The sequence below is a fragment of the Nostoc sp. genome (assembly GCF_036919815.1).
In the GTDB taxonomy this organism is placed as follows: domain Bacteria; phylum Cyanobacteriota; class Cyanobacteriia; order Cyanobacteriales; family Nostocaceae; genus Nostoc.
Window position 1 is genome coordinate 1 of record NZ_JBALCE010000047.1, and the last position, 14048, is coordinate 14048.

Consider the following 14048-nt stretch of genomic DNA (forward strand, 5'->3'; position numbering starts at 1 on the left):
TTTGTAAGAGTTGCCCGTTGCGATTCCACAGCTTCACCGTCTTGTCACCACTGGCAGAGGCAATGGTTTGACCGTCGGGGCTAAATGCCACACTAGAAACCGAACTGCTATGACCTTGGAGAGTTTGTAAGAGTTGCCCGTTGCGATTCCACAGCTTCACCGTGTTGTCATCACTGGCAGAGGCAATGGTTTGACCGTCGGGGCTAAATGCCACACTAGAAACCAAACTGCTATGACCTTCTAGGCGGTTACGTTCCTTGATTCCATAAACTATTTGCTCAAGAGAAGCTACTGCTAAGACGCGGGTATCTGGTTCTACATTCTTATCTGGTCTTTTGAGTCGTTTTCCTAAATTCAAGCCTGCTACTAAAGCCTCAACCTGTAAATTTGATGCCAGCAGATTTTGTGATTTGAGACTTTCGATAAGGATTTCTGAATTTACTTGCCGTTTTTCTACCTCTTTGAGAGCATTTTGGGCAATCTTACGTTGGCCATTCACATACACAGCCACTCCCGTCATTAAAACCGAAAATACTACCAGTACCGCCACATAAGGGAGTGCAGGTTTTAAACGCTCCCACCTATCCCGCAAGTTAAACGGCAAATGTTTATTAATCCACTTATCATCAAAGACTTGCCGATAGATTTGATTTCGCACCCGCAAAACATTATTCTCCCGCCGCACCACCCCCGATAGCTTCAAGTGAGATTTAGCTAAAGACTGCTCCTCATCCACAACCGCCCGCTTACCCCAGCGAATCTCGCGGTAAATAGTCAAAACCTGTGGGTCTGGTGAGCGTTTAGTCAGCATATCGCGGACAAATTGCAGGTTATTGTCTTGCTCGCTCATCGTGCCGAAAAATGTGCTGTTAACTATTTTGTCTATATTCTTAATTTCCAAAGACGCGATGAATCGCGTCTCTACAAGTTCTCGACTTTCGGCTAATAATGCACCACAAAGACGCTGGGTTAAATATGGGTGTCCGCTTGTCCACTTCAACACCTGGCGTAATATCTGGTTGGCTTCATTGCTGGATAATCCCAATCCTTCAGCTAAGGGTAAAGCTTCCTCAACGGTAAAATCAGTTAAATCTACACGCTGTCCAATATTAAACGGTGTGCGCTTGGCATCGCGGATTAAATCGCCCGGAGTCGCTACCCCCATTAAGACAAAAGAAAGCCGCCCAAACTCAGGATTAGTCGCACGGGCAACATAGAGATAACGAATCGCTATAAAAAAATCATCGGTAAAATCCAGGCTGAGGGTAGAGTCAATTTCATCCACAAAAATCACAACTTGCCCTTCAACCTCAGCCAGCAAAACCCGCTCAAAAAACTGTGTCAGCCGTTGCGATACTCCTAAATGCTCGTGTTCTTGCCACCAACTAACCACATCTGTATTAAACATCAGTTGGTCTTCGAGTTTGACCAAAAAGCCAAAATACCACTGTTCGGCTGTGACATTTGCCCCCAATTCTTGAAGGTCAACAATTACCGAGCAAATTCCCTCGTCTCTTAATGTTTCTGCTGTGCGTACCATCAGGCTAGATTTACCCATTTGGCGCGGTGTGAGGACATAAGCGAAAGTTGCCGACCGACACAGACTGAGCAATTCTTCATCAGCTTGACGAGGAATATAAATACCACCGCCAGCCTGTACAGTTCCGCCTACGGTGTAAATAGTTGGATTAACCACGCAGATGCTCCCGGAAATAATCGCTGTAAAGTTGACAACGGGGAAACACTACACGCCCTTCCCGGCGCACTAAACCTGCACCCCGCAAGCGGAAAAAGATGCGCTCATCTACACAGGTGTTCTGGTGAATTACTTGGAACATACCCTGAACTAACTCCTGTTTATTATGCAACCGAAAAAGGTGGTTACGTAGATGATTGCCAAAGGGACCATTATCTGCGATCGCATTGGCAAATAGTTCGGTAGGATCGAGGCGAGCGATCGCAACTGAGTAGAGTGCAAGGCGTACTAAATAAGGATGTCCAGCCAGCAACGCCATTAATTGCTTTTCTTCACTGGCGTTAAGGGGTGAACCATGACGGCGGTTAAGGTCAGCAACCTGTACTGCTGTAAAGTCCTCTAAATCAATTACTAGCCCAACATTAAAGGGAGATTGGTTGAGATTATCAATTAGTTGGTAGGGTTCAGTGGAAGTAACTAGCGCTAAATCCAGTTGCTTCCAGATGGGAGTAGTGGCGCGGCTATTGTGCCAGCTTCGCAGCATTCCAAAGAAATCAGAGCGAAAATCAGTATCAAATACCCTTTCAACTTCATCCATCGCTAAGACAATGGGGTTGCCAAACTCTTTGAGCAAATAGCGGCCGACATAGCGAGTGCAACGCTGATTATTGCCCAAAGGCATATTCCAATACTCATCAACTTTGTCAGTCATTTCCAGTTCATCAGTTAACCAACTACAGAACTGGCGAAAGAAAAGATCAGCATTAGTGAGGGCGGCTTTATCAAACAATTGGAAATCCAGCAAAGCAACCCGCTTCCCTCCATTCACAGCAGTATGAATTGTGCGGATTAACAGCGAACTTTTGCCCATTTGCCGAGGGCCTTTAATTGTAATTGTCACACCCTGCCGCTCAATAGTCTGCAAAGCAAGTGGATCAGATGAGCGTTCCACGTAAAAAGCAGATTGCGATTCCATTGTCCCTTCCGGCATTTCCAGCGACACAGGCTGTGCTGAAGGAAAAGGACGCGGTAGGAGTGACGGCTGACTCATATCGAGTAAATCTGCTTTCGATTTTTCTGCACTGATAGCCAATGCACCACCAGAGACAGCTTGCAACAACTCTGCAATCAGGCGCTGCGTATCATTCTCATCTTTCCAGAACGCCCAGTTAATCCCATTTAAGTAAGCACTCAAGGGATACAGGAATGGTTCTTGATAGGCCAGACGCACTGGGAGAATTATCGGTCGTCCTGACTGTGATTTTGCCAAGTGGTGTGCTGTCTCTATTTCTGCTACCACCATCTCGCTGCTGGTTGACAAGGCTGAAAGGAAAGTAATTATAAAATCAGCTTGGCGGATTTCTGCTTCAATACATTCAGCCCAGCGTGTGCCAACGGACATGGTTTGGTCGATAAATACTTTGTGCTGCGGCGATAGTGCTTGGAAGACTTGTAGCGCCACCGGTTCATCGGGGCTAACATTACGCTTATAGCTGATGAAGATGCGTTTAGCCTGTGAGTTTAACATTACTATTAACCTTGTTTTCCTTCAGCTTTTTGAGTGGAAAAGCTTGTCTAATTGCGAGTCAATCTTGTACAGAAGTTAGGTAATTCTGTGCTTCGTCATCTAAGGGCAGCTTTTCCCTATTTTGAGGATTAGCTGAATAAATCAGGATTTTATTCACAGCGCTATCAATTAAATACACTCTACTACAGCGCAGTTGCAGGCAATTACTAGCACCACAAAAAAATTGCTTACGGAGTTCAAACACTCGTTCACGGAGTTCAAACACTCATTAACGGAGTTCAAACACTCATTAACGGAGTTCAAACACTCATTAACGGAGTTCAAACACTCATTAACGGAGTTCAAAGGCTCATTAGACACCTGACAATTTAAAAGCCCACGAAAGACCTAACCCCCTTCCCGACACGGGAAGGGAGAAAATTCAAAGTCTCTCTCTTTGTAGGCTACGGTGTACACACAAATCTGAAGTAATTTACGAATCTGGTTTTACCCCACCCTAACCCTCCCCGATGGATTGGGGAGGGAACTAGATTTCCGGCTTCCCCCCTTTACAAGGGGGGATTGAGGGGGGTAATTTGACTTGTGTGTACACCGTAGCTTTGTAGGAGAGAGATTTAGAGAGAGGTTTTCCAGATACCATGAAAAATGAATGTAGAGACGTAGCAATGCTACGTCTCTACAAGAGTTCTGGATAATGTATATTTAATTTCTGGAGATATCTATCTATATAATAAAGTTCAAAGACTCATTAATGGAGTTCAAGGGAATTAAACCCCACCTAAAACCCAAAAAAAAGCCTGTCATGCAGGCTTTCTTTCGGTAGCCCCAGACTAAAGGTCTGTGGGCGCTTTCATATTTTTGCAGGAGATTGGATAATTAATCTCAATCAACGTCTTTGATTGTCCTCTTCACTGCCTTGCCTGCATCCTCAGCTGTGCGCTGAACATTTTTACCAGCATCATCAGCCCCACGCTGAACATTTTTTGTCACGTCTTCGGCAGCATTCTGGGTATTACCCTTGAGATTTTCAATTCCTCGCTGAGTCCCCTTAACAACACCTTTGCGAACTTCTTCAGCTGAACTGCCGATATCTTCACCCAGGTTCTTCACTCTTTCACCAAAGGGTGTACCTTTTTGGTAATTTTCGCCATATTGGTCTTGACTGTCAATTCCCTTCTGCTCAATATTTTTTTGAGAATTTTTCGCTAGCGCATCACCTGTGTTATTCGCTGCCTTTTCATCTTGCGCTCTGGGATCTACATCACTAAAGTTATTTATCCCACCAGCCGGAGCAGAGAGAGGAGTATTTTTTGTGGAATCTACGCGTTTGGAATAAGGTGATTGAGCCTCAGGTTTTGGTGGCGGTGTTGCTATTCCTGGATCACCACAAGCTTGTGTCAGAAATAAGAACATTCCTGCTAAAAAAACAGTTAAAACTTTCAAGGGACGAATGTTTTTCAGCCAAGTACCTATTTTTTTCATACTTCTACTCCTTGCATTTTTGTGACTAAGTTAAACTTCAACCAAGATGGCATTTAGAATCTATTTAAAATCTCAAGCATTGAGACAAAATAATTCTTCTATCTGCCTACTGCTGGATTTTTTTGTAATTCCGGTCTGGCACCCGCTTCATCTGCCTTATTTTTCAAAAAGCCGGAAGCTTCTTCAACAGCCTCTTTTACAGTCTCAAGACGCTCTTGAACCCGAGTTCCTAAATTTGGTTCATTCTGAATCAAACCACCTGCTTCAGGTTCTTGAAAGTCCTTGTCTGTGATGATTGGCAGTTCTGCTTCTTTTTGAGCTCGACCTGCTGGTGTCTCGCCACCAGGATAAAGTATTTCCGATTCTCCCTTTGTAGCAATCAATAATTGCGAATTTGGTTGTAAGCTAGCTTGGTCGCGCCCCTGATTGGCCTTTGGGTTTGCTATTTTCGGATCGGTGGACATTCTGTAGTTGGTATACTTGTCTCCACCGTTCTTATAAGGATTGTTTGCTCCGCCAGCTTGTACAGCAGGATTTTGGGGATTTGCACCTTGAGCATTTGCCCCACTACAAGCAGTGCTAACTATCAACACTAGTCCAGCGAAAAAGATAGTTAATATCTGGCGTAATCTAATTTTTTTCAAGAATACTCTTACAGCCTTCACGTAGTCCTCCTGACCAAAATATTCATAAGCTAATAGTTTGCTGAATCGTTGGATTGGTCAGCAAATCATTGTGCTTGTTTTGCTTGCCGAATCTTTGATAACCTCTATCAAGGATATGAATAATAAAATTAACTTTACCTCTAGCGCAGGCCACATTTTAATTATGATTGATAGAATATTTATATCTAACTCTAGGAAGATATAAAATAAAATCATATCCTTTTGTGAAAAAGAACTACATAGACCTGTTTAATAAATTCCCTGCGTTTAAGTAAGCAGCAACTTTTGTGGCTCTTGTCTTTATTCTCGTTACAAAACTTAATTACGAATTACGAATTATTTTAATACTTCAAAAGCTTTGGATAGCTAGCTGATGTACTGTAATACTTGAGGTATTCAGCCCTTGTTGCTCTCACCGTTAAATCACTAAATTGATGAAGCAATTTTTACGCTGGATAATTTTGGGCGGAACGCTGTTTTTTTTAGCTAGAGCTTTGAAGGATAATTGGATTGAGGTAACTGCTATCCGCATTCATGGGGTAGGATGGGCAATTATAGCGATCGCAACAGGCATCACTTTACTAGCACATACTTGGGCTGGCTGGATCTGGACTTGGATTTTACAAGAGTTAAATCAACCTGTATCGTCTACCCAATTTATCCAAGTTTACCTAAAAACGAACATTGCTAAGTATTTACCAGGTAATATCTGGCATCACTACGGGCGAATTGTCGCCGCTAAAAATGCCAATGTTTCTGCTGGTGCAGCCACCTTAAGCGTTTTGTTGGAACCTTTACTCATGCTAGCGGCTGCTTTAATCATTATTGTCCTATGCACTAGCCAGTTTGCGGCAGCTAATACTACCGTTGTTATACAAATATTACAATTGCTGAGTTTAGCTGTAGTCCTTTGTGCGATTCATCCTTGGTTTTTAAACCCAGTTATTCGCTTTTTGTATAGATTCAAAGCAAAAAAGTCTGCTGTCACCAGTGAGTCAACTGTTCCCTTCACTCTTAAAAGCTATCCCCTACGACCTTTATTAGGAGAATTGGGCTTTATGGGACTACGCGCCACTGGGTTTATATTAACTATGTTCGCCCTGGGTTCCTTGAATGTGAATCAAATTCCTTTATTGTTAGGGGCTTTTAGTTGCGCTTGGTTATTAGGGTTTGTCATTCCGGGTGCGCCCGGTGGGTTAGGTGTGTTTGAAGCGACTGCGTATGAACTTTTACGACACCACTTTCCATCTGCTCTAGTATTTAGTGCGATCGCTCTATATCGCCTCATTAGTATTCTAGCTGAAACTGCGGGTGCTGCCTTCGCTTGGTTAGACGAACACCTCGCTAAATGGTGAATCAGGCGACACTCATTTTTGTCTATCTACCTTCATCTGTGAAAACACACGATAACCATCTAGATTTAACTGCAAATTATTGCTTTGCTCTTCTTCCATCTTAATTAAGTTATATTCTACGTTTTCTGCATAGATTGCAAACGTGATATTAAAGACTTCCATAAAATTGATTACCCACTTACACTCATCTTCAGGATATTTTTCGTAATAACGAATCAGATGAGCAATCCTAATTTCTAAATGCCTGCGGGAATTTCGAGAAATCAAAATAGTCTTTAGCAGTATAATCACTAATGTTAGAGAGTGACCTTGGGTAAGCAATAATATAAATAATGACGAAGGTTCCTGACCATTTTCTGTTGTCAAAGAATCAATCACTCGATTACAAGTTCTTAAGAACAATTCTTTCGTAATAATTTCTTGACTATAATCTTTCTTCCATAGGGATAAATTCTCTGCGAACTTCCGCCGCAAAGTCTCGACTACTTCTTGATTATCTACAGAAAAAAATAGATATTTTTCTATACTTATTTTAAATTCTTCAAGAGTTTGCTTTTGAGTTTGCGTGATAAATATATTGGCAATATTTTCATGGCTAAATACGCCCCTTTTTAAAACAATTGTTTTTATTAAACGCAGAACGTTATCTCCCAAAACACTGGGATTTTTGTAGCGTGTTGTACTTGAGACGGCAGATTGAGAACGAGCAATATACATTGCCAGTTCAAACTTAAATTTGTCTTTTATCTGTCTCGAAAGCTTTCTAGCAGCCTCTTGTTGCTCTCTGGGATTATTCTCATTAACAGATTGATCAATTAATAAATAGGAAGTGTAGCGATTAGCCCAATGACCTTTAGATGATTCATCATGCTTACCAGCAAATAATTTTAGTTCTTGGTAGTCTTTGCTATTTATGAAATTGTCCAGCCAGCGTTTACAGATATTTATATCTGGGAAATTCTTGGTCTTAACTTTCAGGCTTTCATTCGCAAATAAATTAACTAGTTCTTGGATATATTTGTCTTTTCTGTTAGTTGTCCAATTGTTAATTATTATATAGGTACACCGCTTAAGTGTATTACAGAACTCCTGTTCGTTATCTTTTAAAAAAATGCTGTATATCCCAGGTATAGAATGGGCATACTGTGAATCAAGACCGTCTATAAATAAACCTTTGAATTCCCGTAAAACATCATCTGGCGACAATTCTTTGACAATTCCCACGAAGAAGCTATAAACCTCTTCTTGTGCCATTTGCACATTTAGCTGTCTAGATTTAGATGTCACAAAATGCGGATATTGCTGACTAATTGAGAAACTATTAGCGGTCATTCCAGTTCTCAGTACAAAAAGGCTTCCTGTTCATATTATTACCAGCTTACCTTGGTGAACAGTAGCATCAATCTATTCTTGAAAGATTCAGTAATCTTTTTACACAAATTTGATAAACTCGGACTATAAATAAAGTATTAAACATAAATTGTTTAATACTTCATGAAATACTTCAGTAAAATTATTTACTTTTAAGGGTTTGTTTGTAAAATAAATTATAAATAGTCTCTAAGTATCAGAACCAGTAAACAAATGTATGGGCGAGTTCATCTATGATTAGATACAACCCGCCCATATTTTCTATAGGAGTCTTTTGGCATTTTAAATTTTTAATGGGGGTGGAGGGACTTGAACCCACACGACCTTTTAGGGTCAACGGATTTTCATTCTTCCGCAGTTTTCACTGCTACCTAATAGCAATAGCCAGCTCAGGTTTTAAGAATTGGACTCTCCCTTTACCCTCGACTTAACGTTAGGGTAGCTCCCGTCGGGTCTCTGCACCTTCCGAATAGTTAGGAGTTAGGAGTTAGGAGTTAGGAGTTTTAATTTACTCACTACTCAGTACTCATTACTCACGACTTTTTTCGGCTTGGCTCAGGATTGCCATGTCTGTTGTCAGATTTAGGTTTCCCTGAGTTTGAGAGCTTCCACTTGAGGGATTTCTCCTCCAAGGCTCAGTTATCTAAGTCCGTAGCGTCTACCATTCCGCCACACCCCCGTTGGTGTTTAGCAACTAGTGTAACTAGTTATTTTTTCGAGGCAGTAAATACCTCCTCATCTATTCCACCATCAATTGTGTCTTTTGTCCAACTAGATTGAAAATATTTTTTCCAGATTGTACAATTGTTTTCCAGAGTTGGAAGTCTTCCTTGTTTTCTGATAATCAATCTGGATGAGTTTTCGATCTTGTCTGACTAGAGCATTTGTTTGCCAGTGGATTCTTGATTATAGCATAAATTATATCTTTTCTCAGTCAATCTGGACATAAATGACGAATTCTGGCACAGTTGTGTTGAAAGCATTAATCACTATACTTTCCTGAGTCTAGCTCTTCAGCCTATGATGGAAAACAGATGCTTAAGACTTGAAAGTTATGATTGTCGCCCTGCTGTATCTGATTTTGGCTGGAGCTTACCTTTTGGTAATCCCGATCGCTATTTTGCTGTACCTGAAGCAGCGTTGGTTTGTAGCTACATCCATTGAGCGTGTCTTTATGTACTTTTTGGTGTTTTTCTTCTTTCCGGGTTTGTTGGTTCTATCGCCGTTTGTAAATTTTCGACCCCAACGGCGACAACTTGAAGTTTAACGAAATTGGTAGGTCATAATTCTCATGCGACGGATTGACGCTATTGGAATTGGCTTGGGTGTTTTTATTGCTGGCGGCTTGGCCTATCTAGGATTGCAGCTAGTCGGTTTGGATAATCAGAAAGCTGGTATATGGAGCCAAGTCTTACTATTCAGTGGGTTAGTTGGCTGGTTAGCTACCTATTTTTTCCGGGCGATGGGACAAAAAATGACCTACCACCAACAGCGCGAACAGTATGAGCAAGACTTTCTGCAAAAGCGGCTAGAAGAGCTTACTCCCGAAGAACTAGCAAGAATTCAAGCTGAAATAGAACAAGAAGAGCAATCTCAGGTGTAAAGTTATCATTGATGAGTCAAGAGTCTAAAGTCTAGAATTTGGACTCTTGACTCTTGACATTTGACTATTGATACTTGATTAAATGACTGCGATTTCTGATTGCTTTGAAACTCTTGGGCGCAATCGTGAGTGCGCTCTGATTCCGTTTATTACTGCTGGTGATCCAGATTTAGAAACAACAGCAAAAGCTTTGGAGATTCTAGATCGTAGTGGAGCCGACATAATTGAACTAGGTATACCCTACTCCGATCCTCTGGCAGATGGGCCAGTGATTCAAGCTGCTGCTACCCGCGCCCTGCAAAGGGGAACGAAATTGGAGCAGGTGCTAGAAATGTTACAAGGGATTACTCCCAAATTGCGATCGCCCATTGTCTTATTTACCTACTACAACCCAATTCTGCACCGGGGGATTGAAAAATTTCTCTCTGCAATTGCGGCGGCTGGGGTAGCAGGATTGGTAGTCCCAGATTTGCCTTTGGAAGAAGCCGCCGGGTTGCTCCAACCAGCTAGTGAGATGGGAATTGACCTAATCTTGTTGGTTGCTCCCACCAGTTCTGCTGAACGGATAAAAATGATCGCTCGTTCTTCCCAAGGATTTATTTATTTAGTTAGTGTCACAGGGGTTACAGGAATGCGATCGCAACTGGAAAACCGCGTATCCGATTTACTCAAAGAAATTCGTAGTGTTACTGATAAACCCATCGGTGTCGGCTTTGGGATCTCCGAAGCTGCACAAGCACGTCAGGCAAGGGAATGGGGCGCAGATGCCGTGATCGTAGGTAGCGCTTTTGTGAAACGGTTAGCCCAAGATACCCCAGAGCAAGGACTAAATGCGATCGCCGAATTTTGCCAAAGTCTCAAAGCAGCCATCATGACTACCAACACCAGCATAAATACTCCTCTTGATTAGAGAGGGAAAGTAAAAAAGTATAACAATCTAGTTTTTCTATCCTTGCTTAGTAGACAATTTGACCATTATGGTCTTGAATATTAACATCAGATGTGATGATCTAAAAAAACTAGTTGATATAGTTGCTTATAGTTTGAGTATTATGTGAAATCAAGTAGGCATAAATTATGAGTGTGAGAGTGAGTCAGCCACAAATGATTATAGTTACGTTGCGATCGAGGAGCAAAGGCGATGAGTGAGAGTATGGCATTTATCGGCGGGGTTGCCGTAGCTGGGCTGGCGGCTCTCGTATTGCTCAAAGGAACAAATACCCCCCTACAACCTAACTTTGCTGTTGCGTCCCAAATCCCAGGAACTGTAGTAGCGCCGGGAATGCAGCCACAAATGTATCCTTACAGCCCCTATGGGCAACCAGTGTATCCCGGTCAGGTTCAGCCACCGACTGCTGCCAGTTCTGACCAGCGTCTGGAGATGGAGAAGTTGAACACGCAGATGCAGCTAGAGCGTTTAAAAAATGACAATGAACAGCTCAAGGAACAGCTAAAGCAGCAAAATCAACAAATCCAAGGACAAGTCCAAAATTTTAATACTCAGCAGCAGTGGCAATTAGCCCAGCAGAATAACCAACAAAAAGCAGCAGCATTCCAGCCGCAAAATCCTTGGTGGTCTTCACCCATGCTTTGGGCTGTGGGAGGCGCAACTCTCACTATTGGTGGTGGTGTTGTCGTTGCTGGGGTATTAGCTTTATTTTCACCCCGGCAGCGTCCAGCCCGTACTGTACAAGTGATTCATCCCTATCAAGGAAATACGCCGTCCTTGGTTCCAATCCGTCGCGCTGAGTTTCTGCCTGCTTCTCGGATGGAAGCAAGACGAGTTGAAACCCCAGAATACGACGAAATGCACTAAAAGGGAAAATAAAATCATAGATGGATACAGATGCACACAGATGAATTATCTGTGTGCATCTGTAGTTTAAAATCATCAACAATGCGTAGACAAATCACCATTGCTGACTCAATATTGTCTATCACAAGTATTATTGCCTTTCCTTCAACTTACCGCAGTCTGCGATCGCCCTTCGGCAACTGTAAACTGCGGTAAAATGTATAGTTAGGAAGGAATTGCAGATGTATCATGATGTTGTACTCTTTGCAAGCTTTCACGAGTAAAGGATTCTGGCGGTAAAACTGGTATTTGTTCCGCTCTTTGAGCTAATAATTCCATGTCCGCTTTCCATTGTTGTGAGTCAAAAGTAGGCTTTGTACCAAACTCTGCAAATGTATGTTTATCTCCGTGTGATGTGCCAAAGATATCCCTTTCCAATCAAATCACGGATATACACTGCTCTGTCGCCTCCAAAGTGCCTCACTCGCTCATCAATCAGCCTTAGTAGAGGTTTGCTTATTCCAGTAACCTCAATTTTGTTATTGCCCATGTTGTTTCTCATTTCCATAGTTATACAACTTACGCATTGACAAATGAGGTAAAAAATGCATTAAGAAAATTAGTAACCCGTAAACACTTGTAACTGTTAAAAGCCGCCTTTTGGAGTTTCTGTAGGATTAGGACTCTCTGTAGTGGCAGGTTGCTTAGTATCGGGAAGTTTCTGTTGGGTACTCTTCTGACTACCTTGATTTTCTAGTTTAGATAGTGCCTGTTTTGCCAGATTTTCGGCTGCTTGTTTAAATAATGGTTCGATTCTATTTCGCCAATATTGAGTATTAGGCAACTTTTCTGGATGGTTTTTGTAATCTAAAACTTTATCCCATTTTCCATCATCTAGCGCTTTGTTGATCTCATTAGATATCGCCTCTGCCTTAGCCCAATCTTGCTGCCACTGGGCAATTACTTTACCTGTCTGTTGGATACCAGAAACAGCATTTGCCGGAACCGATTTTAAAAGTGCGATCGCTCCAATTATATCTCCTGATTCATACTTCTGTCTTGCTTGTTCTATAATATTGGCACTGTGATCCCTAGGCTGCGATCGCTCTAGTTTCCCCCCATCGACAGTTGACCTCTCCGGCTTTTCTGGTAATGGAATTGATACATTCCTCAATTTTGGTTGTGGCTTGGGAATTGGTCGAGTTGCAATCAGGGTATCATCATCTACTGTCTTAGTTGCAATGCCTTTTTCGCGCAGGCAAGAACCCCATTCTTGATTATTGGCTATCACATCCGAGTATGCCCAAGCCAAACGACCAGATTTAAGTTTAACTTCTATCCAACCTCGTTTTGTTCGCTTGCCAGTTACCTCGAAACTGGTGTTATCAGTAACAGTTTGCAAAACATTATCAGAATTTATCGAACTAGGTTCAGAACGGATATTAGAATTTCCGACGACAACAGCCGAGCATTTGTTTACTAAGGCGGTATCCTTACCTGTAAGATTAGCAGCTAAATTTTTCACATTGGGAGCTACATTTGCTACCAATGCAGCCCCACCACCTGCCAATAATATGGCAATTAATATTGGCCATGGGTCGGATTTGCTAGAGTCTTTATGGGTAGGTTTGAGAGGATTCGCTGGTGCAACTGCAACCGTTTGTAGTCGAGATACTTGAGGTGTGGAAAGTGCAGGGACAGGATTAATCGTGTCTTTACATGCTTGCAGTGCTTCCGTGGCGTTTTGGTAGCGGTCTTTGAAGTGATAATGCACCATCTTGGACAACACTGCCGCCAGTCGATAGTTCACGGTTACTGATTGCTGCCAAATGATTTCGCCCGTTTCCGGGTCTTCTTGCAATTCTGTTGCCGATAATCCTGTTAATGCTTGAATGGCGATAATGCCGAGGGAATAGATATCACTGTTAGGACGGGGTTTACCTTGCCCTTGTTCTGTGGGCATATAGCCAGGAGTGCCAATAACTACTGTAGCGGAAGGTTGTCCCCCCACTGTTACCAGCTGTGTACGTAGTTGCTTCACTGCACCAAAGTCTACTAAAACTAACTTATGATCACAGACGCGACGGATGATATTATCCGGTTTGATGTCGCGGTGAATCACGCCTTGGCGGTGGACAAATTCGAGAATTTCCAGAACTTCTTGCAATAGTTGAATTACTCGGCTTTCACTCCAGCGCTTACCAGGTATAAGTTCTTCAGCTAGAGTATGTCCTTCAATATATTCTTGTACTAAATAAAATTCTTGGTTCTCGTCAAAGTATGCTAGCAGCCTGGGTATTTGGTCATGGTTGCCTAGTTTTTCTAAGGTTTCAGCTTCGCTGTTGAATAGGCGTTTAGCAGTATCAAAAACTCTGGGGTCAGTTCCGGGTTTGAGGTGCTTGACAACGCAGATGGGATTGCCTGGCCGCCTAGTATCTTGGGCAATGTAGGTTTGACCAAATCCTCCCATAGCGAGGACTCGAATTACTTGGTAACGATGGTCTAGTAGCTTGCCGATCATATTCCCTCCCCAGAGTTATTACCTAATTTTCC

General features: G+C 42.3%; 11 protein-coding genes. 5 read left to right on the top strand and 6 right to left on the bottom strand.

The features are described from left to right. The 4 genes from V7K15_RS12075 to V7K15_RS12090 form a co-directional block, all read right to left on the bottom strand. Positions 1–1696, bottom strand: a 1696-nt coding sequence (locus V7K15_RS12075; protein ID WP_334905740.1) for an AAA-like domain-containing protein, incomplete at its 3' end; no start/stop codon positions are given. Continuing rightward, positions 1689–3224, bottom strand: a complete 1536-nt coding sequence (locus tag V7K15_RS12080; protein ID WP_334905741.1) for an AAA-like domain-containing protein — start codon at positions 3222–3224, stop codon at positions 1689–1691. The genes V7K15_RS12075 and V7K15_RS12080, both read right to left, overlap by 8 nt. Before the next feature lie 882 nt (positions 3225–4106). Next, complete coding sequence (locus tag V7K15_RS12085; RefSeq protein ID WP_334905742.1) at positions 4107–4706, bottom strand: hypothetical protein; 600 nt, start codon at positions 4704–4706, stop codon at positions 4107–4109. Between the two features lie 98 nt (positions 4707–4804). Then, positions 4805–5371, bottom strand: a complete 567-nt coding sequence (locus V7K15_RS12090; RefSeq protein WP_334905743.1) for a DUF6658 family protein — start codon at positions 5369–5371, stop codon at positions 4805–4807. 434 nt (positions 5372–5805) lie between these two features. Between V7K15_RS12090 and V7K15_RS12095 the strand changes: the two genes are divergently transcribed. Further along, positions 5806–6726, top strand: a complete 921-nt coding sequence (locus V7K15_RS12095) for a lysylphosphatidylglycerol synthase domain-containing protein (RefSeq protein WP_334905744.1) — start codon at positions 5806–5808, stop codon at positions 6724–6726. A 12-nt stretch (positions 6727–6738) separates the two neighbouring features. Here the strand turns inward: V7K15_RS12095 and V7K15_RS12100 are convergent, their stop codons facing one another. After that, the gene (locus V7K15_RS12100; protein ID WP_334905745.1) at positions 6739–8058 is read right to left on the bottom strand and encodes a hypothetical protein; all 1320 of its coding nucleotides are present in this window, start codon (positions 8056–8058) and stop codon (positions 6739–6741) included. Positions 8059–9151: 1093 nt separating this feature from the next. On the opposite strand from V7K15_RS12100, the gene ndhL reads away from it, so the two are divergent. The 4 genes from ndhL (at position 9152) to V7K15_RS12120 (ending at position 11516) form a co-directional block, all read left to right on the top strand. After that, positions 9152–9364, top strand: a complete 213-nt coding sequence (gene ndhL / locus V7K15_RS12105; RefSeq protein ID WP_334905746.1) for an NAD(P)H-quinone oxidoreductase subunit L — start codon at positions 9152–9154, stop codon at positions 9362–9364. 24 nt (positions 9365–9388) lie between these two features. After that, positions 9389–9700 carry a DUF3007 family protein gene (locus V7K15_RS12110; RefSeq protein WP_292800972.1) on the top strand — a complete coding sequence of 104 codons (312 nt, stop codon included), beginning with the start codon at positions 9389–9391 and terminating at the stop codon, positions 9698–9700. Positions 9701–9782: 82 nt separating this feature from the next. Then, a complete protein-coding gene (trpA, locus tag V7K15_RS12115; RefSeq protein ID WP_334905747.1) occupies positions 9783–10610 on the top strand; it encodes a tryptophan synthase subunit alpha in 828 nt (275 codons plus the stop codon). A 231-nt stretch (positions 10611–10841) separates the two neighbouring features. Next, positions 10842–11516 carry a heterocyst differentiation related protein gene (locus tag V7K15_RS12120; RefSeq protein ID WP_334905748.1) on the top strand — a complete coding sequence of 225 codons (675 nt, stop codon included), beginning with the start codon at positions 10842–10844 and terminating at the stop codon, positions 11514–11516. A 625-nt stretch (positions 11517–12141) separates the two neighbouring features. On the opposite strand, the gene V7K15_RS12125 is transcribed toward V7K15_RS12120, so the two are convergent. Beyond that, positions 12142–14016, bottom strand: coding sequence for a serine/threonine protein kinase (locus V7K15_RS12125; protein WP_334905749.1), 1875 nt, complete (start codon positions 14014–14016; stop codon positions 12142–12144). Positions 14017–14048: the final 32 nt, after the last annotated feature.